The sequence below is a fragment of the Klebsiella sp. CN_Kp113 genome (assembly GCF_040064585.1).
Lineage (GTDB): Bacteria > Pseudomonadota > Gammaproteobacteria > Enterobacterales > Enterobacteriaceae > Klebsiella > Klebsiella michiganensis.
The window spans coordinates 19,635-40,331 of record NZ_JBEAID010000012.1 but is presented as its reverse complement, the minus strand read 5'-3'; the positions used below and the strand labels follow the sequence as shown (position 1 = coordinate 40,331).

Annotated in this window: 23 protein-coding genes, 2 tRNA genes and 1 riboswitch; of the genes, 4 read left to right on the top strand and 21 right to left on the bottom strand. The window is 62.1% G+C overall.

Translation table 11 applies throughout. From position 1 onward, the window contains the following. Positions 1–48: 48 nt before the first annotated feature. Entirely contained in the window at positions 49–1,254 is a 1,206-nt protein-coding gene (gene csdA / locus ABLV30_RS06040; RefSeq protein WP_064358542.1) for a cysteine desulfurase CsdA, read from the top strand. After that, positions 1,254–1,691 (top strand): cysteine desulfurase sulfur acceptor subunit CsdE, encoded by a 438-nt coding sequence (gene csdE, locus ABLV30_RS06035; RefSeq protein WP_014226622.1) that lies wholly within the window; start codon positions 1,254–1,256, stop codon positions 1,689–1,691. Before csdA ends, csdE begins: the two co-directional genes overlap by 1 nt. Positions 1,692–1,813: 122 nt before the next feature. Here csdE and tcdA read toward each other — a convergent pair whose 3' ends face one another. Together tcdA and mltA are read right to left on the bottom strand one after the other, a co-directional pair. After that, on the bottom strand, positions 1,814–2,623 hold the full coding sequence (tcdA, locus tag ABLV30_RS06030; RefSeq protein WP_009651598.1) for a tRNA cyclic N6-threonylcarbamoyladenosine(37) synthase TcdA: 810 nt from the start codon (positions 2,621–2,623) through the stop codon (positions 1,814–1,816). Positions 2,624–2,737: 114 nt separating this feature from the next. After that, positions 2,738–3,835, bottom strand: coding sequence for a murein transglycosylase A (gene mltA / locus ABLV30_RS06025; RefSeq protein WP_004124438.1), 1,098 nt, complete (start codon positions 3,833–3,835; stop codon positions 2,738–2,740). A gap of 211 nt (positions 3,836–4,046) precedes the next feature. Between mltA and ABLV30_RS06020 the strand changes: the two genes are divergently transcribed. After that, a tRNA-Met gene (locus ABLV30_RS06020) sits at positions 4,047–4,123 on the top strand. A gap of 47 nt (positions 4,124–4,170) precedes the next feature. Beyond that, a tRNA-Met gene (locus ABLV30_RS06015) sits at positions 4,171–4,247 on the top strand. 99 nt (positions 4,248–4,346) lie between these two features. Here the strand turns inward: ABLV30_RS06015 and cobT are convergent. From cobT to ABLV30_RS05920, 19 genes are all read right to left on the bottom strand, one after another. Beyond that, positions 4,347–5,402, bottom strand: coding sequence for a nicotinate-nucleotide--dimethylbenzimidazole phosphoribosyltransferase (gene cobT / locus ABLV30_RS06010; RefSeq protein ID WP_014839394.1), 1,056 nt, complete (start codon positions 5,400–5,402; stop codon positions 4,347–4,349). 74 nt (positions 5,403–5,476) lie between these two features. Further along, positions 5,477–6,022 (bottom strand): bifunctional adenosylcobinamide kinase/adenosylcobinamide-phosphate guanylyltransferase, encoded by a 546-nt coding sequence (gene cobU, locus ABLV30_RS06005; protein ID WP_004853703.1) that lies wholly within the window; start codon positions 6,020–6,022, stop codon positions 5,477–5,479. Then, positions 6,016–7,539, bottom strand: coding sequence for a cobyric acid synthase (locus tag ABLV30_RS06000; protein ID WP_224376483.1), 1,524 nt, complete (start codon positions 7,537–7,539; stop codon positions 6,016–6,018). Before ABLV30_RS06000 ends, cobU begins: the two co-directional genes overlap by 7 nt. Next, entirely contained in the window at positions 7,536–8,351 is an 816-nt protein-coding gene (locus tag ABLV30_RS05995; protein WP_004105088.1) for an energy-coupling factor ABC transporter ATP-binding protein, read from the bottom strand. Before ABLV30_RS05995 ends, ABLV30_RS06000 begins: the two co-directional genes overlap by 4 nt. Before the next feature lie 8 nt (positions 8,352–8,359). Next, the gene (locus ABLV30_RS05990) at positions 8,360–9,037 is read right to left on the bottom strand and encodes an energy-coupling factor ABC transporter transmembrane protein (RefSeq protein WP_014839396.1); all 678 of its coding nucleotides are present in this window, start codon (positions 9,035–9,037) and stop codon (positions 8,360–8,362) included. Then, positions 9,024–9,305 (bottom strand): energy-coupling factor ABC transporter substrate-binding protein, encoded by a 282-nt coding sequence (locus ABLV30_RS05985; RefSeq protein ID WP_004133685.1) that lies wholly within the window; start codon positions 9,303–9,305, stop codon positions 9,024–9,026. The genes ABLV30_RS05990 and ABLV30_RS05985 overlap by 14 nt, the downstream gene beginning before the upstream one ends. A gap of 1 nt (position 9,306) precedes the next feature. Further along, positions 9,307–10,044 carry a cobalt ECF transporter S component CbiM gene (gene cbiM, locus ABLV30_RS05980; RefSeq protein ID WP_004124457.1) on the bottom strand — a complete coding sequence of 246 codons (738 nt, stop codon included), beginning with the start codon at positions 10,042–10,044 and terminating at the stop codon, positions 9,307–9,309. After that, a complete protein-coding gene (locus ABLV30_RS05975; protein WP_014839398.1) occupies positions 10,041–10,754 on the bottom strand; it encodes a cobalt-factor II C(20)-methyltransferase in 714 nt (237 codons plus the stop codon). The genes cbiM and ABLV30_RS05975 overlap by 4 nt, the downstream gene beginning before the upstream one ends. Then, positions 10,751–11,545, bottom strand: coding sequence for a sirohydrochlorin cobaltochelatase (locus tag ABLV30_RS05970; protein ID WP_032751063.1), 795 nt, complete (start codon positions 11,543–11,545; stop codon positions 10,751–10,753). The genes ABLV30_RS05975 and ABLV30_RS05970 overlap by 4 nt, the downstream gene beginning before the upstream one ends. Positions 11,546–11,555: 10 nt before the next feature. Then, positions 11,556–12,341 carry a cobalt-precorrin-6A reductase gene (locus ABLV30_RS05965; RefSeq protein WP_025107437.1) on the bottom strand — a complete coding sequence of 262 codons (786 nt, stop codon included), beginning with the start codon at positions 12,339–12,341 and terminating at the stop codon, positions 11,556–11,558. After that, positions 12,338–13,063: a precorrin-3B C(17)-methyltransferase gene (locus ABLV30_RS05960; RefSeq protein WP_004105101.1), complete on the bottom strand. Its 726-nt coding sequence runs from the start codon at positions 13,061–13,063 to the stop codon at positions 12,338–12,340. The genes ABLV30_RS05965 and ABLV30_RS05960 overlap by 4 nt, the downstream gene beginning before the upstream one ends. Next, entirely contained in the window at positions 13,063–14,118 is a 1,056-nt protein-coding gene (gene cbiG, locus ABLV30_RS05955) for a cobalt-precorrin 5A hydrolase (protein ID WP_025107436.1), read from the bottom strand. The genes ABLV30_RS05960 and cbiG overlap by 1 nt, the downstream gene beginning before the upstream one ends. After that, positions 14,099–14,872 (bottom strand): cobalt-precorrin-4 methyltransferase, encoded by a 774-nt coding sequence (locus ABLV30_RS05950; protein ID WP_014226631.1) that lies wholly within the window; start codon positions 14,870–14,872, stop codon positions 14,099–14,101. Before ABLV30_RS05950 ends, cbiG begins: the two co-directional genes overlap by 20 nt. Continuing rightward, a complete protein-coding gene (locus tag ABLV30_RS05945) occupies positions 14,865–15,434 on the bottom strand; it encodes a decarboxylating cobalt-precorrin-6B (C(15))-methyltransferase (RefSeq protein WP_025107435.1) in 570 nt (189 codons plus the stop codon). The genes ABLV30_RS05950 and ABLV30_RS05945 overlap by 8 nt, the downstream gene beginning before the upstream one ends. Next, positions 15,424–16,029 carry a cobalt-precorrin-7 (C(5))-methyltransferase gene (locus ABLV30_RS05940; RefSeq protein ID WP_348865570.1) on the bottom strand — a complete coding sequence of 202 codons (606 nt, stop codon included), beginning with the start codon at positions 16,027–16,029 and terminating at the stop codon, positions 15,424–15,426. Before ABLV30_RS05940 ends, ABLV30_RS05945 begins: the two co-directional genes overlap by 11 nt. Then, positions 16,023–17,162: a cobalt-precorrin-5B (C(1))-methyltransferase CbiD gene (cbiD, locus tag ABLV30_RS05935; protein ID WP_265800376.1), complete on the bottom strand. Its 1,140-nt coding sequence runs from the start codon at positions 17,160–17,162 to the stop codon at positions 16,023–16,025. The genes ABLV30_RS05940 and cbiD overlap by 7 nt, the downstream gene beginning before the upstream one ends. Next, positions 17,159–17,791: a cobalt-precorrin-8 methylmutase gene (locus ABLV30_RS05930; RefSeq protein ID WP_004133657.1), complete on the bottom strand. Its 633-nt coding sequence runs from the start codon at positions 17,789–17,791 to the stop codon at positions 17,159–17,161. Before ABLV30_RS05930 ends, cbiD begins: the two co-directional genes overlap by 4 nt. A gap of 10 nt (positions 17,792–17,801) precedes the next feature. Continuing rightward, on the bottom strand, positions 17,802–18,761 hold the full coding sequence (gene cbiB / locus ABLV30_RS05925) for an adenosylcobinamide-phosphate synthase CbiB (RefSeq protein ID WP_148849909.1): 960 nt from the start codon (positions 18,759–18,761) through the stop codon (positions 17,802–17,804). Beyond that, on the bottom strand, positions 18,758–20,137 hold the full coding sequence (locus ABLV30_RS05920) for a cobyrinate a,c-diamide synthase (protein ID WP_064358537.1): 1,380 nt from the start codon (positions 20,135–20,137) through the stop codon (positions 18,758–18,760). Before ABLV30_RS05920 ends, cbiB begins: the two co-directional genes overlap by 4 nt. An 87-nt stretch (positions 20,138–20,224) precedes the next feature. Beyond that, positions 20,225–20,516, bottom strand: a riboswitch (cobalamin riboswitch). Between the last annotated feature and the right edge of the window lie 181 nt (positions 20,517–20,697).

The window sequence follows — 20,697 nt, the reverse complement described above, 5'->3', positions numbered from 1 at the left end:
TCACCCGCCGATTTGCGCGACGATCCTGATATCGATACGAGGAATCTCATGAACGCATTCAACCCCGTCCAATTTCGCGCCCAGTTCCCGGCGCTGGCCGACGCCGGCGTCTATCTTGATAGCGCCGCGACAACCCTCAAACCGCTGGCGGTCATTGAGGCCAGCGACCAGTTCTATCGCCTTAGCGCCGGTAACGTCCACCGCAGCCAGTTCGCCACCGCCCGTCAGCTAACCGAACGCTATGAAAACGCGCGCGAACGGGTGGCGACGCTGATCAACGCCCCTTCCGGCCAGGATATCGTCTGGACGCGCGGCACCACCGAAGCCATTAATATGGTGGCGCAGAGCTACGTGCGCCCGCGCCTGAAACCCGGCGATGAGATTATCGTCAGCGAAGCAGAGCATCACGCTAACCTGGTGCCGTGGTTAATGGTCGCCGGGCAAACCGGCGCGCGGGTGGTGAAGCTGCCGCTGGCGGGCAACCGCCTGCCGGACGTGGCGGCGCTTGGCGCGCTTATCACGCCGCGCAGCCGGGTGCTGGCGATTGGCCAGATGTCCAACGTCACCGGCGGCTGTCCGGATCTGGCGCTGGCGATACGCCAGGCCCGCGCTGCCGGGATGGTGGTGATGGTCGACGGCGCGCAGGGGGCGGTGCATTTCCCGGCGGACGTCCGGGCGCTGGATATCGACTTTTATGCTTTTTCAGGCCATAAGCTCTACGGGCCGACCGGCATCGGCGCGCTGTATGGCAAAAGCGAACGGCTGGCGGAGATGTCGCCGTGGCTCGGCGGCGGAAAAATGATTACCGAAGTCACCTTCGATGGCTTCAAAACCCAGCCCGCCCCCTGGCGCTTCGAGGCGGGAACGCCCAATATCGCCGGGGTGATCGGCCTGAGCGCGGCGCTGGAGTGGCTGGAGGAGACGGACATCGCGCAGGCGGAAAACTGGAGCCGCGGCCTGGCGACGCTGGCGGAAGACGAGCTGGCGAAACGTCCGGGCTTCCGCTCCTTCCGCTGCCAGGACGCCAGCCTGCTGGCGTTTGATTTTGACGGCGTTCACCATAGCGATATGGTGACGCTGCTGGCGGAGTCGGGGATCGCGCTGCGCGCCGGTCAGCACTGCGCCCAGCCGCTGCTGGCGGCGCTTGGCGTCAGCGGCACGCTACGGGCCTCCTTCGCGCCTTATAACACGCAAGACGATGTCTACGCGCTGGTGCACGCCGTGGACCGCGCTCTGGAAATACTGGTGGATTAATGACGACTTCTCACCCTTTTGGTACCCGCATCACCGAGGCATCTCTACGGCAGACCTTTACCCCGCTCAGCCAGTGGGAAGATAAATACCGCCAGCTGATTTTACTGGGTAAGCAGCTTCCCGCGCTGCCGGACGACCTGAAAGCGCGAGCCAAAGAGATTGCCGGTTGTGAAAACCGCGTCTGGCTGGGGCACGTCGTTGACGCCGAGGGCAAGCTGCATTTCTTCGGCGATAGCGAAGGCCGCATCGTGCGCGGCATGCTGGCGGTGCTGTTGACCGCCATAGAAGGCAAAAGCGCCGCTGAGCTGCTGGCGCAGGATCCGCTGGCGCTATTTGATGCGCTGGGGCTGCGCGGCCAGCTGAGCGCCTCGCGCAGTCAGGGGCTCAGCGCCCTGAGCGAAGCGGTGCTCGCCGCCGCCCGCGAGGTTGAGGTTTAAGCTTATCCCGGGGGCGGCGCTTGACGCGCCTTGCCCGGGCTACGGGTTCATGCGGTTTTGTCGCCCGGACAGGTGCGCAGTTTTGTAGCCCGGGTAAGGCGCCTGCGCCGCGACCCGGGAATTTACGCCGTCTGCCGCTCCGCCTTCGCCAGCATTTTCTTCAGCGCGTGGGAGACGGCGACAAAACCAAAGGTCGCGGTCACCATCGTCGCGGCGCCAAAGCCGGATGCGCAATCCATTCGCTTCGGCCCCTCAGCGGTGCTTTTCATCGCACAAACGCTGCCGTCCGCCTGCGGATAAACCAGCGCTTCGGTGGAAAACACGCAATCCACGCCGAGCTTACCTTTGCTGTTCTTCACCACCCCAAACTGGCTCTTCAAACGCTCACGCAGCTTTGCCGCCAGCGGATCCTGGATGGTTTTCGCCAGATCGGCGACCTGAATTTGCGTCGGATCGATTTGCCCGCCCGCGCCGCCGGTGGTCACCAGCGGAACCTTATGGCGACGACAGTAAGCGATTAGCGCCGCTTTCGGGCGCACGCTGTCGATGGCGTCAATCACGTAGCTAAAGCCAACGCCAAGATACTCGGCGACGTTTTCCGGGGTGACAAAATCGTCCACCACCGTGACCCGGCACTCGGGGTTGATCAGGCGAATACGTTCCGCCATCACCTCGGCTTTAGCCAGGCCAACGTTGCCGCCAAGGGCGTGGATCTGGCGATTGGTGTTGGTCACGCAGACATCATCCATATCGATCAGGGTAATCGCGCCAATTCCGGTTCTCGCCAGCGCTTCCGCCGCCCATGAGCCTACGCCGCCGATGCCGACCACGCAGACGTGCGCGTCGGCAAAACATTGCAGCGCCTTTTCACCATATAAACGCGCCGTGCCGCCAAAACGCTGGCGCCAGGCATCGCTGATTACAACAGACATAAAACCTCAGAATTAGTGGACATTCCCGGGTCGCGGCGCAAGCGCCTTACCCGGGTGACAAAATCAGCCGTAGCCCCGGTAAGCGCAGCGCGACCGGGGAAAAGAACCGGCGTACTAGCCGCTAAAGACGTTGCCCGCGCCCGGGGCGTTTTTCAGCACCCATACGCGGCCGTAGTGGTTATACCAGCCGGCACGATGCCCGGCATCCGGGCCAATGCCCTGGTAAATATCGAAGTGCTGGCCTTTAATCGCCCCGCCAACATCGAGAGCCACCATTAAACGCAGCTCGTACTGGCCGTTAAACTTGCCGTTATTATCCAGCAGCGGCACCTCCGCCAGCAGCGTGGTGCCGGCAGGAACAATGGAACGGTCGGAAGCCACCGATGCCCGGCCGATCAACGGCACCGCGCTGGCGCCTTTCACCGGCGCAAAAGACTGCGGTTTAAAGAAGACGAACGACGGGTTCTGCTCCAGCAGCTCGCGGACTTCCGCCTCGCTGTGTTTTTCGCCCCATTCGCGGATCGCCTGCATCGACATATCTTCGCGCTTCACTTCGCCGCGGTCGATCAGCACTTTACCGATGCTGTAGTACGGCCAGCCGTTTTTCCCGGCATAGCTGAAGAAGTTCAGCGGCGAGCCGTCGCCAAAGTCAATGTAGCCGCTGCCCTGCACGTCCATGATGAAGTTATCCATCAGCGAGTTGCTGTAGGCCAGAATGTAGTTGTCGCTCAGGGCCCCGGCGTAGATGCTGGCGCGGGACGGCAGCTTGCCGCGCTTCGGCGGCATCCGGTAAATCGGGTACTGAAACTCGCCCTGGCGAGTATGGCGCGCCTGCACCACCGGCGTGTAGTAGCCGGTAAACTGGACGTTACCGTAGTTATCCGTCCCCTGCATCTGCCAGGCGTCGATTCCAAACTGGCTCAGCGTGCGGGTGTCGCCGCCGGAACGCAGCCACTCCTGAATCGCATTGTAGACGTTGCTCTGGCTGGTGTAGAGGCGCGGAGAGGCGCTACGAATCTGTCTCACCTGCTCGGAGAAATCGCCGGCGTTGATCGGCGAGCCGACCGCATCAGGTTGGTTAACCAATGAAAACGGCTGGGTGAGTTTACCTTCATTATACTGCTGACCGCGATCGGTCGGTTTTGAGGAACAGGCGGCCAGCATTGCCAGCATCGCGCCTGTTACTGCGTATTTTGCCCAACGTCCTTTCATGGTATCTCTTCTTTATGCTGCTAAGCCCGGGTGCGTGATGAAGATAACAAACCCCCAGGGCTAATGAAATGCGCTTAGGCACCGCAAAGGCAGTTTTGCGCAAAAAATAGGCTGGAAGTGATTCTATATGCACCATTTTTTACAAAATTGATGATTTCTGCCAAAAAGGGTTGCATCAAAACGTTAGCGGAGTATAGTGCGCTTCCACGGACGCGGGGTGGAGCAGCCTGGTAGCTCGTCGGGCTCATAACCCGAAGGTCGTCAGTTCAAATCTGGCCCCCGCAACCAATTAAAATCAGAGAAGTAACGTTACTCGATGGAAGAGTAATGACGGACGCGGGGTGGAGCAGCCTGGTAGCTCGTCGGGCTCATAACCCGAAGGTCGTCGGTTCAAATCCGGCCCCCGCAACCAACATCATAAACACCCTCAAGGGTGTTTTTTTGTTTCTGCGATTCGCAAAATCTTATACCTGATTCAGGGAACGGCTAAGCGCCGCTCCCCGGCCCTTTTTCAGCCCTTCGGCAACACAATATTGCTCGCCGCCAGCATGCCCATCTCGTGATACATCGCGCAGGCCGCTTCCACGATCGGCATCGCCAGCGCCGCGCCGCTGCCTTCGCCCAGGCGCATCCCCATGTTGAGATACGGCTCCAGCTCCAGGTGCATCAGCGCCGTACGCGCCCCCTTCTCCGCCGAATAGTGCGACGGGATCAGATAGGGTTTCACTTCCGGCGCAATTCGGCACGCCGCCAGCGCCGCCGCGTAGGAGAGGAAGCCATCGAGCACCACCGGCAGGCCGCAGGAGGCCGCGCCCAGCATCACGCCCGTCATCCCCAATAAATCAAAACCGCCCACTTTCGCCAGCACGTCGAGACCATCGTTCGGGTCAGGCCGGTTGACGGCGATAGCCCGGCGCACCACTTCCACTTTATTAGCGACCTTCGCCAACGGCAGATTAGCGCCAATCCCGACCACCTCCTGGGCATCGCTGCCGGTCAGAACGCTGACAATCGCCGCCGCCGGGGTGGTATTGGCCATTCCGAGCTCCCCGACGCCAAACAGGGTGACGCCATCCTGCGCCAGCCCTCGGGTATAGCGCATCACCTCCAGCAGCAGCTCTTCCGCCTGGCCGCGGCGCATTGCCGGACCGACGGCGATATTGCCGCAGCCGCGCGCCACGCGCATGTTGATAACGCCCGGTATCAGCTCAGCATCGATCCCGACATCAATCACGTGCATTTTCGCGCCCGCCTGCGCCGCCAGCACGCAAACGCCGGTTTTGCCCAGCGTCATATTCGCCGCCTGGATGGCGGTCACCGCTTTCGGCGAGATGGCGACTCCTTCGTCCCACACGCCGTGGTCGGCGCACATCACCAGCAGCGCCTTCTTTTTCACCTGCGGCACGCCATCAAGACCGGGCATGCCCGCCAGCTGTACGGCAAGATCTTCAAGGCGTCCAAGGCTTCCGGGCGGCTTCAGCAGGCCGTCGATATGAAGCCGGGCGCGCGCCATCGCGCTTTCATCAGGCGCCGGGATCGCGCCCAGTAGAGAGGTTAAGCTTTGCATAGAGGTTCTCGTCTTGTTGGCTGGCTCATGGCAGAGCCAGCAGGAAGAATAACGCCCGGTACGGCGCGCCTGGCCTATTTGATTTTTACGCCAATGCCCGACACCACCAGCCACACCTCGTCCGCCGCCGCCGCCAGGCGCTGGTTAACGCGCCCGGCGATGTCGCGGAAATGGCGGGCCAGACGGTTTTCCGGCACAATCCCCATCCCCACTTCGTTGGTCACCAGCACCACGCGGGCCGGGCAGCGCTGGCAGGCGGCAATCAGTACCGCGATTTCGGCGTCGATCGCCCGCTCCATCGCCGCATAATCCCAGTCGTCCGGCGCGCTGTCGCCCCCCAGCGCAAACAGCAGGTTGGTTACCATGGTGGTGATACATTCCAGCAAAATCGCCTCCTCCGGGGCGATATCCGGGGTGATCAGTTCATCAAGCTGCTGCCAGCGCTCGGCGGTGCGCCAGTGCGCGGGCCTGCCGTCGCGGTGGTGCTGGATCCTCGCCGCCATCTCGTCATCAAAGATCTGCGAGGTGGCGATATAGAGTACCTGCGGCGCATGGGCGATCAGCGCTTCGGCATGGCGGCTTTTACCGCTGCGCGCTCCGCCGGTCACTAAAGTCAGCATACGGGCTCCTGATGTTGGCGCATGATGGCGTAGATTTTTTCGATATCAATATGCTGACGCATCGCGTCCGCCAGCAGATCGAACTGGCGAGATTTATACTGCGCATACTCGAAATCGCTATCCAGCGCCGCCAGCCCTTTACGCTGGCGCAGGCCGTTAACCAGCGCGCGGGTAAATGCATCGCTATCGAACAGGCCGTGCAGATAGGTGCCAAACGCCAGGCCGTCATCGCTGACCGCGCCGTCCGCCACGCTCAGGCCGCCTTTATGTAATTGCATCAGCGAACGGCAGCCGTCGCGCAGCTCGGTTTCGCCCATATGAATTTCGTAGCCGCTTACCGCCAGCCCCGCCGTTGCCGCCAGCCACGCCGGCAGCGCCGGAGCCAGAGTCGCCGTTACCTGGGTGGTCGTTTTGCTGTGCGCAAAGTGGGTGACGGTATTGAGCAACCCCAGCCCCGGCTGGGTGCCAAGCCCCGACTCCACCTCATCGATTATGGTTTCGCCGAGCATCTGATAGCCGCCGCAGATCCCCAGCACCGGTACGCCCTGACGCCGGGCCTGCAGTATCGCGTGCGCCATGCCGCTCTCGCGCAGCCAGCCCAGGTCGCCGAGCGTATTTTTACTGCCCGGCAGGATAATCATATCCACGCCCGCCAGCTCTTGGGGCTGGCGAACATAGCGGACGCGGACGTCCGGCTGCGCCGCCAGCGCGTTGAAATCGGTAAAATTGGCGATGTGCGGCACCTGAATCACGGCAATCTCAATATCACGCCTGTCGGTACGCAGATATTTCCCTTTTTGCAGCGCGACTCCGTCCTCATCTTCAAGATCGACGTCCAGCCACGGCATGACGCCGAGCACCGGGACGCCGGTGAGCGCTTCTATCTGCTCGATCCCGGAATACAGCAGCGCCACGTCGCCGCGAAATTTATTGATAATCACCCCTTTGACCCGCGCGCGCTCGCGGTCATGCAGCAGCGCGAGCGTGCCGTAGATGGAGGCGAATACGCCGCCGCGATCGATATCCGCCACGAGGATCACCGGGCACTGGGCCATCTCGGCCATGCCCATATTGACGATGTCGCGATCGCGCAGGTTGATCTCCGCCGGACTGCCCGCCCCTTCCAGCACCAGCACATCATGTTCGGCGGCCAGGCTGTTATAAACCGCGAGGATCTGTTCGCGCAGGCGCGGCTTGTATTCGTGATAGCTCACCGCGTCCATATCGGTCGCCACTTTGCCCATCAGCACCACCTGCGCTTTGCGGTCGCTGGTTGGCTTAAGCAGCACCGGGTTCATGCGCACATCCGGGGTAATGCCCGCCGCTTCGGCCTGGAAAATCTGCGCGCGGCCCATCTCTTTGCCATCCGGCGTGATACCGGAATTAAGCGCCATATTCTGCGATTTAAACGGCGCGGTGCGCTGCCCGTCCTGATAAAAGATGCGGCACAGCCCCGCGACCAGCACGCTTTTGCCGACGTCGGAAGCGGTGCCCTGTAACATAATTGCCAGCGTCATGACGCCTCCTTCATCGCGTTGCTTCGCATCCGCGTAAAAAATTCTTCTTCGGTTTTACACAGCGGCAGCCCGAGCTGCGCGTGCAGTTTCACCAGCCACGGCTGGGTTAGCCCGGCCTGGGCCATCAGTTCGCTGCGGGCAAACACCTCCCCGGGTTCGCCGTGCGCCAGCACTTCGCCGCGGCGTAACACGTAAACCGCATCGCTGATTTCATAGATCAGATCGATGTCGTGGCTGGAGATCGCCACGTGGTTGCCCCGATCGGCAATGCGCTTAATGATGTCGATCATCTGCGCGCGCCCCGAGGGATCGAGCCCCGCCGTAGGCTCGTCGAGCAGTAAATAGCGCGCCTGCAGCACCAGCGCGCCGGCTATCGCCACGCGCTTTTTCTGCCCGTGGCTCAGGCACTGAATCGGCTGGTGACGAAACCCCTGGGCATCGACGAGAGTCAGGGCATCGTCCACCCGGCGGGCAATTTCCTCTTCCGCAACCCCCAGGTTACGCAGGCTAAAGGCGATATCGCTGTCGATATCGGTATAGAAAATCTGCTGGTCCGGGTCCTGGAAAACGGTCGCCACCTGCTGACGCAGCGCCAGCAGGCCGCGCTTGCTGTAGTCCAGCGGTTTTCCCTGCCACAGCACCGCCCCGCTCTGCGGGCGCAGCAGACCGCTCAGGTTCATAAACAGCGTGGATTTTCCGCAGCCGTTCGCCCCCACCAGTCCGGTCACCGCGTGATGGGAAAAATCCAGCGTCAGCCCCTTCAGCACCGGCTCATCCTGATAGCGAAACCAGAGATCGGTCGTGGCAAGCATACTTATCCTTAGAGGTGAAAGTCACCCTGATACAGTTTGATATCCAGCGTGGTGCTCATCTGCTGGTAGCGGATCATCACCCGGGTAAACAGCAGCCCTACCAGCATCGCCAGCGAACGATAGCCCTTCGGCACGCTACGGTAGCCAAAACGTAATGTTTGCGCACGATGAATCGCCAGCGCTTCGTCTAACAGAATAAAAATAAAGCGCCAGGTTAGCAGGATTTGCTCGGTCAGCAGCCGCGGCACCCGCCCGCGCTTGAGCAGCACAATAAGCTGCGGGAACGGCAGATTCAGCACCAGCCAGAAGGTGGACGCCAGCGCCGCCAGGCTGCGCCAGAAGGTCTGATTGGCGGTCGTCAGCCCCTCCGATGTAATGCCCAGCCAGACGCTGCCCAGCGGCAGGCTCACCAGCAGATCCTGCGGATTGCGGCTGACGCTAAACAGAATGGTCAGCACGCCGATCAGCAGGAAGCCAAACGGCAGCGCCATCCAGCGGCACCAGCGCCACGGCGAGACCCGCAGCAGCCAGCAGGTTAAGGCGGCAATCAGCGCCATTTCGATACCCTGCCCCAGCGGAGGCAGGGTAAAGGCCAGCACCATCAGCAGCAGCCAGAACAGGAACTTGCGCTCCGGCGCGACGTGAAACCAGCGGCTCTGATAGCTAAGTCGGTCAAACCCGGTCATCACGGCGCTGTCTGCCTTTGCTGTAGCCCAGAATATAGAAAATCACCGCCGCGCCGAGGGAGCCCTGGAGCGTAAACAGCAGGCTCTCAATTTCTCCACTCGCCGGTTCGTACAGCGGCTGGAACCACGGCTCATAATGCGGCGCGACCACCTGAATCTGGCTCTCCGCCTCGCCGTCCGAACCGCCAAACTCGCCGCCGTGATCGACAAAGAACGGCAGGATCACCAGCGCCACCACCATGGCTAACAATATCAGCGTCTTTTTCATGTTAATGCCCCTGTGCGGTAATCAGCTGACGTTTGGTCAACTGGTCGTAGATCATGACGGTTAACAGTCCTTCAGCAATGGCGATCGGGATCTGGGTCAGGCAGAAGATCCCCATAAACTTGACGATCGATCCGGTCGCGCCGGCGGTCGGATCCGGGAAGGCCACGCCGAGCTGTACGGAGGTGACAAAGTAGGTCACCAGATCCGCCAGCATCGCGCAGAGAAACACCCCGACATCGCGGCGAATGCCCGCGCGGCAGGCCATTTTCCACACCATATAGCCGACCACCGGCCCGATGACCGCCATCGACATCCCGTTCGCGCCGAGCGTCGTCAGCCCACCGTGCGCCAGCAGCAGCGCCTGGAACAGCAGCACGATGGCGCCAAGGATCGCCACCACGCCAGGCCCGAAGAGAATCACCGCCAGGCCGACGCCGGTCGGGTGCGAACAGCTACCGGTCACGGAAGGAATTTTCAGCGCCGAGAGGACAAAAATAAACGCCCCGCACAGCGCCAGCAGCACCTTCTGGTTGTTATCTTCCTGCACAATGCGGCGCAGGCGCACCAGCCCGTACCACAGGCAGGGTAAAAACAGCAGCCACCATGCCAGGGCCCACATCGGCGGTAAAAACCCCTCCATAATGTGCATCGCGAAAGCCTTTTCGGGTACCACTATCAGCAATAGCGCCGCGGCTAACCCGCTGAAAGACAGCTGTTTTAGCTGTTGTTCAAGTTTCATTCTGCATACTCCCACTGTTTATTGACCAGAATGGTCGAGAAATAGGGCAGCGGCTGGTCGTCGCTGACGTCACGGAGATGGCGCCAGCACTGCTCGCCCGGCAGCGTGGCTTCGGACATCATCAGCGCGGCATCCAGCAGACCGTTTTTCGCCAGCAGCGCTTTGATGCGGGGAAACCGCCCGTACACTTTCATCAGCACCAGGCTTTCATGCTGGCGCAGCGCCTGCTCGATTTCCGTTTCCGGCGCGGTGCAGGAGATCACCGCCAGCGACTGCTGCTCCATGGCCAGCGGCGTTTGCGAACGCGCGGCAATGGCGGCGAAAGAGGTGACGCCGGGAACAATCTCCAGCCACTCCGGGCTGCCGATACGCTGGAGTAAGAACACCCAGGTGCTGAACAGCATGGCGTCGCCGAGGGTAATAAACCCGACCTGCTTGCCCGCCTCCACTTCCTGCACCAGCGCGGCGGCGACCTCATCCCATACCGCCTCTTTTTCCGCGCTGTCGGCGCTCATCGGGAAATGGCAGCAGCGCACTTCGGTCCGTTCGCCGATATACTCCCGCACGATGGAGAGCGCGAGGCTGTCGCCGCCTTTACGTCCGGCGGGCGCGTAGAGAATGTCCAGCTTGCCCAGCACCCGCGCCGCGCGCACGGTGATCAGGTCGGCGGCGCCAGGGCCGGTACTCAGGGCATACAGTTTGCCGCTCATGCCGCCTCCTCCATCGCCAGGCTCAGCGCCTGCTGCAGGTGAGCGACGAACATTGCGCGCACCGCCGGATTCTCTCCCAGCCCGTTCAGCCACGGCGTCGCCGTGATACCGGCGGCGTTGAACAGCGTTTTCCAGGAGTCCTCTTCGTCCGAGGCCATATCGTTAATGGCGTGATCGCCGGCCACCAGCATCAGCGGCATCAGGTGCACGCCCTTCACCCCCTGCCGGCGCAGGCTGTCGATAAGAATATCGACTTCCGGATAGCTCTCGACCGCGCCGACCCGCGCCGGAAACCCCTTCGCCGTCATCATATGGTCCAGACAGGCGTAGGCGGCGAAAGCGTGATGGCTGGCGCCGTGGCCCATAAAGACCACCGTTTCATCGGCGGCAAGCGGCGGCATCTGCTGGCGCAGCGCCTGCATCAGCTGGACATAATCATTATGGCTGCTCAGCAGCGGCGCCCCCAGCGTCAGGCGGAGGAACAGCGGGCGCAGGCTCTGCACTTCGCGGACGATCTTTTCATATTCATCGCCGTTGATAATGTGCAGCGACTGAATCGCCACATCCTGGTAGCCCTGCTCGGCCAGCTTCTGCAACGCCTGCAGCGGCGTATCAATCTCGATACCGTCGCGCTGCTTGAGCTTGCGGATAATCATCCCGGAGGTGAAGGCGCGAAAGGTGTCGCGGTCCGGGCAGCTGGCCGCCAGCTCGCGCTCGCAGGCGACGATATTCTTTTCACAGGTGTCGGGATAGCTGGTGCCAAAACTGACCACCAGAAGCGCTTTTTTCATTTCGGACTCCTTAAGCAGCGGCCAGCCAGCGCGCTAAGCGCCGGGCAAAGGCAGCCTGACTTTCCAGTAATTCTTCACCGGTCACCAGCGGTGCCGGGCGCGTAATCACGATGCAGGGGATACCGGCATCCAGACAGGGTTGTACTTTTTCCTGATAGCCGCCTTCGGCGCCGGAGGCCTTGGTGATCACCACATCGGCCCGGCACTGGCGGTAGAAAGCGGCGTTGAACTCGGCGCTGAACGGCCCGCACAGGGCGAAGATCTCGCCAACGCCGAACCCCAGCCCGGCGCACTGGGCGATGACATCGGCGACCGGCAACACCCGGGCCAGCAGCGTTTTTTCGCCTAATCCCGCCCGCCAGCGCGCCAGATCTTTGCTTCCGGTGGTGAGCAGCACGCGCTGGCCGAAGCGCCGCGCCACCTCGCAGGCCTGTTCAATGCTCTCCACGGTATAGAGCAGCGGATGCGTCAGGCCGCTCAGCTGTTCAGGGCGCTGATAGCGGCTCAGCAGCACGCCGGCGGTTTCGCAGGCCCGGACGATATTGCGGCTCACCGCTTCGGCGTAGGGGTGCGAAGCATCGATCACCCAGCGGGTCCGGTTAGCCTTCAGCCAGGCGATCATCTCCTCCAGCTCGAGACGCCCGCAGCGCACCTGGCCGCGAATGTCTCCCGCCAGCTGCTGGCCGGTGGGCGTCGCCACCGACAGGGTGTATTTAACCTGCGCCGCGTCAAGCTGCTGGCACAGCGCCCGCGCGTCGCTGGTTCCGCCCATCACCAGCACCTCGCCGTGGCTCACAGCACGTAGCCTCGTGGGGTGATCATCAGGCCATCCTGGATATACGTCGCTTTGTTGCCAACGATCACCAGGCTGGTCATATCGACCGGTGCAAAATCCATCTCCCCCAGGGTGGTCAGCCATTTCTCCTGTTTTTTACGTCCGGCGGACTTCACGACCCCCACCGGAGTCTGCGCGCTTTTGCTGGCCGACAGCAGCTCAAAGGCGCGCGCCAGATGGCCCTCGCGGCCGCGGCTGCGCGGATTGTAAAAACAGATCACGAAGTCGGCTTCCCCGGCGGCGACAATACGCTTTTCAATCACCGGCCACGGTGTCAGCAGGTCGCTGAGGCTGATATGGCAGAAGTCGTGCATCAGCGGCGCGCCCAGCAGCGAGGCGGCGGCGATGCTGGCGGTCATCCCCGGGATCAGGCGGACTTCCACATCCAGCTTCTGCTTGCTGACCAGCTCAAGCACCAGTCCGGCCATGCCGTAAATACCGGCGTCGCCGCTGCTGATCAGCGCCACGTTATGCCCGGCCTGCGCCAGCTCAATCGCCGCCTGGCAGCGCTCAATCTCTTTGCACATCCCGGTTTTGATCACCTGCTTATCGCCGGTAAAGGCTTTCACCAGGTGCGTGTAGGTTTTATAGCCAACGACGATTTCCGCCGCCTGCAGCGCTTCAATGGCTTCCATGGTCATCATGGACTGCGAGCCAGGGCCGATTCCGATTACGCTTAACATCAGTGTGAAACTCCCAAAGTGATAGTGACGCCCTGTTCGCGCAGGGTTTCGCCCAACAGTTGCCCATGGCTCAGCAGCCAGGCCGCCGGGCCGGATACGCTCCCCACGCCGACGGTTTTTCTGACGAACGATGAGGCGGGAAAATGGTGCTCATGCTCGCGCAGCGCATCAGCGGGAAAGGTTTCGAACGGTACGCGACAGCAGGAGGCCAGCTGAATCAGCCCCTGCTCGTGCTTCTTCAGCGTCACGCTGCCGATGGCTTTCAGCGCCAGCGGATCCAGACGCTGCGCCTCAAGCTGGCGCGCCAGCAGCGCTGCTAACAGCGGGAATGGCGTATCGCGACGGCAGCCAATTCCGGCGACCACCCGCTGCGGCACCAGCTTCCAGTGCAGCACGGCGATGGCCGGCAGCTCGTTGCGCAGCGTGACGCAGACCAGCGCGTCCAGCTCGGGAAGCTGGTGCAGATCGGTCACGGTGATAAATCCCCGCCGGTCGCAGCGGCTGACGTCTTCATCCAACTCGTCGTCCCACCACAGGCCGACGCGCTGCTGGCTGACCAGCATCTGGTTGACGGTTTTCACCGCCGCGCGGAAATCGCTCATCCGGGCATTAAGCTGGAATGCCAGGGTATCCAGCGCCGCCATCTCGTTGACGTCGGTGGCGGTGGTGATCACCGGGTCGGCGCCGAGCATCCCGGCCAGATAGCGGCTGAGGGCATTCGCGCCCCCCGCGTGGCCGGAAAGCAGGCTAATAACGTGCTGGCCGCGCTCGTCAATCACCACCACCGCCGGGTCGCTGAACTTGTCATTCACCAGCGGGGCCAGCACGCGTACCGCGATCCCGGTGGCGCCGATGAAAATCAGCGCCGAATAGCTGCTGAAGGCCTCGCGCGCGGCGCTGGCAAAACCGTTTTCAAAGGGGAGAAACCCCTCTTCCAGCAGCTTCTCGCTGGTAAAGCAGGTTAACGGCAGCATCGCCGCCAGCCGTTTCGCCAGCCGCACGCCGCCAGGGGTCAGGCAGAAAAGCGCGATTGATTCAGGCTTTACGGTATTCATGGCTAAAGTCCGCCGCGTAGAGTTTTGAGTAGTGATACTCAGAGCCCAGGAAATTCCCGACCAGAATGAGCGCCGTTTTGCGGATCCCCGCCTCGCGCACCTTGTCGCCGATATCCGCCAGGGTACCGCGTACGGTCTGGCTTTCCGGCCAGGTCGCTTTGTAGATCACCGCCACCGGCGTGGTTGCCGGGTAGCCGCCTTCCATCAGGCGCTCCGCCACCCGGTGAATGCGCTGTACGGAAAGGTAAATCGCCATCGAGGTCTGGTGGCTGGCAAACGACTCAAGCTGCTCGCGCTCCGGCACCGGCGTGCGCCCTTCGAGGCGGGTAATAATCAGGCTCTGGGAGACTTCCGGGACGGTGTATTCGACGCCCAGCTCCGCCGCGGCGCCCAGAAACGCGCTGACGCCCGGCACCACCTGCCAGTCGATGCCGCGTTTGGTCAGCTCTTCGCCCTGCTCGCGGACCGAGCCGTACAGCGACACGTCCCCGGTCTGTAAACGCACCACCGTTTTCCCGGCTTTAACGCCGGCTTCCATCAGGTCGAGAATTTGCGCCAGATGCAGTTCGGCGCTGTCGTGACACTCGGCGCCGGGCGGACAGTACTCCAGCAGCGCGGTGTTTATCAGCGACCCGGCGTAGATCACCACCTGGGCCTGCTGGAGCAAGCGGTAGCCCTTGAGGGTAATCAGCTCACGGTCGCCCGGCCCTGCTCCAACGAACCACACACAACGGGGGTCAAATGTCTCAGCCATGGTTTTCTTCCTTCTGACAGGCGATAACAAAAACGGGATTATTCGGTTTGAAATAGTGGCCGCTGCCCAGCGCGGTCAGCGATGAAACGTTCAGCTGCAGGCAATCAATCTGCGTAATTCCCCGCTGCCGCAGATAGTCGAGAGCGGCGTTCAGGTTCTCCTGCAGGATAAAGGTCATCACCAGGCGACCGCCGGGGTAGAGCTGCTGCCACGACCAGTCAATGAGCTCGTCGAGGCGGCCGCCGCTGCCGCCCATAAAAATGGCGTCGGCCCGCTCGGTGATCACCATCGGCGCTTCGCCGGGCAGGATCTCAATGTTGCCGCAGGCGAAATGCTGGCGGTTTTCGTCCAGCAGCTGCAGGGCCGCGGGATTGCGTTCGACCGCCGTTACCTGCAGCGAGGGGTACTGCAGCGCCGCCTCAATCGACACGCTGCCGGTACCGGCGCCGATATCAATCAGGTGGCTTGCCCGGTGTAGCTCAAGTTTGGCCAGCGCCAGCGCGCGAACCGCCTCTTTGGTCATCGGCACCTTCTCGCCGCGCAGAAAAAGCTCATCTTTCATCGAGGATCACCACCGCGTTCATCTCATATTCGCCGTCGACCTCACTGACCGGTAGCCAGCGGATCCGCTCGTTATCCATCGCCAGATTTTCGCCAATCACCATCCAGCGATACCCTTTACCCCGCGCCGCCAGCTGGGCGGCGATTTCCCGCGGCCCGCAGCGCCCGTCGGTCACCATCGCCACCTTGCGCTGGCGAGCCAGCTCATCAAAACAGACGTCCCGCCCGTGGCTGCTGGTCAGCCAGATATCGTTCATATCGATACCGGCCTTCGCGCAGAGATACTGCACCGCGCTGATGCCGGGGATAATGCGCACGCGCTCGATGCCAAAGTGGGCGATCAGCCGCGTACCGATGCCGTAAAACAGCGGGTCGCCGGAGGCCAGCACCACCACCTTCTGCGCTTCGCGTTCGCCGAGCCATACCAGCAGTTCGGCAATATTGGCGCCCAGCGCAAACCGTTCGCCGTCAAACTCAGGGAACTGCTGTAAATGCCGCTTGCCGCCCACCAGCGCGTCCGCGATGGCGACCGCGTCCCGCGCCGCCGGCGTCATCAGATGCAGGCCTGACGGGCCCATGCCGACGACCGTTAACATGCCATCTCCCGCGCAATCTCGGCGATCGGGCGATTGCTGCCGAGGACCTTGTTATCAAAGGAGAACATGATGGCGTCGCAGACGGGCGGCGTTTTAGTAAAGCGCAGCATCTGCATCACCCGCAGGCAGATGCGTTCGGCAAGATGGTGATAGATATGCTGAAAACCGTACGCGTCGATGTGCTCCATCGCCGCTTCGGTGGTATCGCATTCGCTCACCAGCTGCAGCAGCGCCAGCGGCGCGCCCAGCAGCGCCAGATGCGCGACCAGGGTTTCCATCCGCGCATCGGCGATATGGCTGTGGGTGTGGAAGATCCCGGCGGCGACTTTAATCAGCTTGCCGGGATGGCCAATCAGCACGATCTGGCGGAACCCCAGGCGCACGGCCTCTTCAATCATGTAGCCGGCGAAGTTGCTCATGGTGACCACCACCTGCGAGTCGATGCCCATCTGCTCGCGTACGAAGCGCTCGCCGTGGTTGCCCGGCACCAGCACTACCCGCTCCAGCCCCGCCGCGCGCTTAATTTCCAGCTCCAGCGATAGCGAACGCTTCCAGCTCTCCTCCGACATCGGCGTCACGATACCGGTGGTGCCGATAATCGAGATGCCGCCCAGAATCCCCAGCCGCGAGTTATAGGTTTTCTGCGCCCGCGCCTCGCCTTCCGGGGCGAAAATCTCTACCGTCGCCCCGCGCGACGGGCCAATCGCTTCGCGCACCGCCGACTCAATGGTGTGGCGCGGGGTGCGGTTAATCGCCGGGCTGCCGATGGGCAGGCCGATCCCTTTGCGGGTGACCGTGCCGACGCCTTCGCCGCCGCGCAGGGTAATCTCGCCGGAATCGTCGAGCGTCACGCGGGCGAAAATCAGCATCCCGTGGGTGGCGTCAACATCATCGCCGCCGTCTTTACGGATGGCGGCGATCGCCTGCTGCCCTTCAACGTGCGGCGACTCGACGTTAAGGCACAGAGTGACGCCGGAAGGGGTGACAATGGAGACCTGATGAATCAGATGCTGACGCATCACCATCAGCGCCGCGACCTTTGCTGCCGCCGTCGCGCATGATCCGGTGGTATAGCCTTTGCGCAGCGCCTTGCCGTTGTGCCATACCGGGGCGTCAAAGGATTGCTCGCTCATCGCGCCCCCTGTAAGTGGTACAAAATGGCGTTGACGATGGCGGCGGCGACGTTGCTGCCGCCTTTACGACCCAGCGCGGCGATGCCCGGCAGGCCGCTCTGAGTCAGGGCCTCTTTCGACTCCGCCGCGCCGACGAAACCGACCGGCACGCCAATCACGCCGTTGACCGCGACGTCATGCTCCAGCAGACGAAACAGCGCGGTGGGCGCATTGCCGAAAACAAACACCTTCTCGCCCTCTTCGGCGACCGCGATATCAACCGCCGCCATCGAGCGGGTCATCCCCTGCGCTTTGGCCTCCGCCACCACCCGCGGATCGCTGATATAGCAGCGGCACTCGCCGCCGAATTTCGCCAGCAGGGTTTTATTGATCCCGGACAGGGCCATGGTGGTATCGGTATAAAGCGTGCAGGGCTGGCTCAGGGCGGCGCTCAAGCGCGGAAGCACGTCGGGCGAAAACCACAGGATATCCAGCCAGTCAAAATCAGCGGTGGTGTGGATCACCCGCTTGATAATGGCTTCGTGCAGCGGGCTGGCAAAGCGGTAGTCCGGGCGGGTCTGCGCAATAATATCGCCAATAATGTCGAAGCTTTTCGCCTCAATCGCCTGCGGTTGCTGGATATAGTGCATTCATTTGTCCTCAGGCAGCGCCGACCAGCCAGTACCGGACCGCCATAAACAGCGCCAGCGCCAGGGTCGAAGACACCCACATCAGTCGAATCGTTCGGGAAATATCGTCTACGGAAATATCGCGCGTCGCGTCGCCGATCCACGGTTTCTCCACGCGCTGTCCAAAGTAATCGTTAGGGCCGCCAAGCCGGATGCCGAGCGCCCCGGCGACCGCCGCTTCCGACCAGCCGCAGTTCGGGCTGCTGTGGTTGTAGCGGTCGCGCCAGCCGATGCGCAGCGCGCGGCCGCCCGCTTCACCGCAGAGGAGAGCGGCGAGGCTGATAAGCAGCCAGCTCAGGCGGGCGGGGATAAAGTTGGCGACATCATCAAGGCGGGCGCTGACCATGCCGATGGCCCGATATTTTTCGTGCTTATAGCCGACCATCGAATCCAGGGTGTTGACCGCTTTATAGGCCATCGCCAGCGGCGCGCCGCCCAGCAGCAGAAACAAGAGCGGCGCAATAATGCCGTCGACGGTGTTCTCCGCGACGGTTTCCACCACCGCGCGATTAATCTGCTGCGGCGCAAGCTGCGACGTGTCGCGCCCGACGATCCACGACAGCTTGATACGGCTCTCCGCCAGATCCCCCGCGCGCAGCGGGCGCTCGACGTCCCGCGCCGACTGCGCCAGGCAGCGTCCGGCCAGCACGGTGAAAATCATCCATACCTCAACCAGCCAGCCAAGCCACGGATGAACCGTCCGCGCCAGCGCCAGCACGCCCCAGCAGAGGCTCCACGTTAGCCCGACCACCACCAGCCACATCACGGCGCCGCCGACGCGCAGGGCGACATCGCTGCGGCAATAGCGGCGCACGCCGCGCTGAACGGCGGCGATCAGGTTGCCTATCCAGCGCACCGGATGCGGCCAGCTCTGCGGATCGCCGATGATAAAATCGAGGAGCCAGGCAACGCCCCATGCCAGCAGCGTCATAGCGCGCTCCTTGCCGCAGCCAGCCAGTGGTTAAGCATGATGGGACGCTGCGCAAAGTGCAGGTGCAGATAGCTGGCGAACGTGTTGCCCACCTGCCAGCCGCCCGACCACTGCTGAAGGGTCATACCGTCGCGGACTTTGCGGCAGGCCAGGACCGCCGGGATCTCCGGGGTAAAATCCGAGTAGTGAAACTCATGCCCGCGCAGGGTTTCGCCGGGCGCCGCCAGCAGCGTTTGCCGCATCGCCCGCGCCTCGCAGTAGCCAAAGCGGGTAAGCCGTTTGCCCATCTTGCTGTGGCCGGGAATCAGATTGGCCATCGGATAGATGTCACCGCTGGCGTCTTCAAGGGTGCTGCCGAGATACATCAAACCGCCGCACTCGGCATAAATCGCCACCCCGCGCCGGTGCGCCTCCCGCAGCTGCGCCAGCATCGACGTATTGGCCGCCAGCCCGGCGGCATGAATTTCCGGATAGCCGCCGCCGAGCCAAATCATCTGGCACGGCGGAAGCTCGCTATCGCGCAGCGGGCTGAAGCGCACGATATTCACCCCGCAGCGTTCAAGCAGCGTAAGGTTATCCGGGTAGTAAAAGTTGAAGGCTTCGTCGTCGGCCAGCGCCAGCGTCAGGCCCGTGCCGGCGTCGGGCGACGGCAGCGGGGGCCACTCCCCGGCGGGTAGGGCGGTGAGCTGGCTAAGAGCCAGGAGCCGTTCAATATCCAGCGTTTGCGCCAGCGTTTGGGCAAAATCGCGCCACGGCTGCTGATTGACCAGCGACTCGCGGGCGGTGACCAGCCCCAGATGGCGTTCAGGTAACGCCACCCCTTCCACTCGCGGTACGTAGCCGAGCACCGGCAGCCCGCAATAGCGTTCAATGGCGCCTTTGAGAAGCTGATAATGGGATTCGCTGTTGACGCGATTGACGATAACGCCGGCGATATTCAGGCTGGGGTCGAAATGTTGAAATCCCATCACCGTGGCGGCGATAGAGGTGGAAACCGCTTTGCCATCTACCAGCAAAATGACCGGACAGCCGAGCTGTTTAGCCATCGCGGCGGTGCTGCAGTAGCCAGGGTCGGTACCGAAGCCGTCATACAGCCCCATCACGCCCTCAATGACCGCGATATCCGCCCGCTGCATCCGTTCGCAAAACAGCGCATTGAGCACCGGTTCCGGGAGCATAAAGCTGTCGAGGTTGCGGGAAGCGACGCCGCTGACGGCGGTGTGCCAGCCGGTATCGAGGTAGTCCGGGCCGACTTTGCAGGGCTGAACCCGCATACCGCGCTGCTTCAACAGGCTGAGCAGACCAAGCGTAACGGTGGTTTTACCACAACCGCTGCCGGTACCTGCGAGAATAAATGCGTGCTGCCTGGCTGCCATACCCCGATCCTGTGCCGGGTGGTAGGGCTGCGTGCATTCCCAGTCTTTCGACTGTACGCATCTGAGCAACCCACTTCCCACCGAAGTTGTTGATTGTTACCGACAGGCAGGTCTTCTGGCTTAGCGTCGTCCTCTCCCATCCTTCCCAATCCGGTAAGCAGATCAGTGGTCATACCCGTCATACTTCACGTTGTATGTGCGTTGGCTTTACTTGTTCACCCCAGTCACTTACCTGTGTAAGCTCCTGGGGATTCACTCGCTTGCCGCCTTCCTACAACGCGAATTATTTAGCGTATATATGGGTTCGTCAGCATCACAGCAGCGGGGGCTGCGGGGGATTCACACCCCCTTCCCTGGCGCCTGTCGGTTTAGTCCGTCATGATTCGAGCGGGACTGCCCGGCTCGCATGATTTCCGGAATATCTTACGGAAGCTGGATGGCTCCCGTCGTGTTTAATTTTTAATTACCAAGGCCGTTTCATTACGCCGATGGCGCGCTGAAAGCCATTTCAGATATCACTCTATCCCATCAAATAAATAAAAACTGGTGCAGCTTATCGT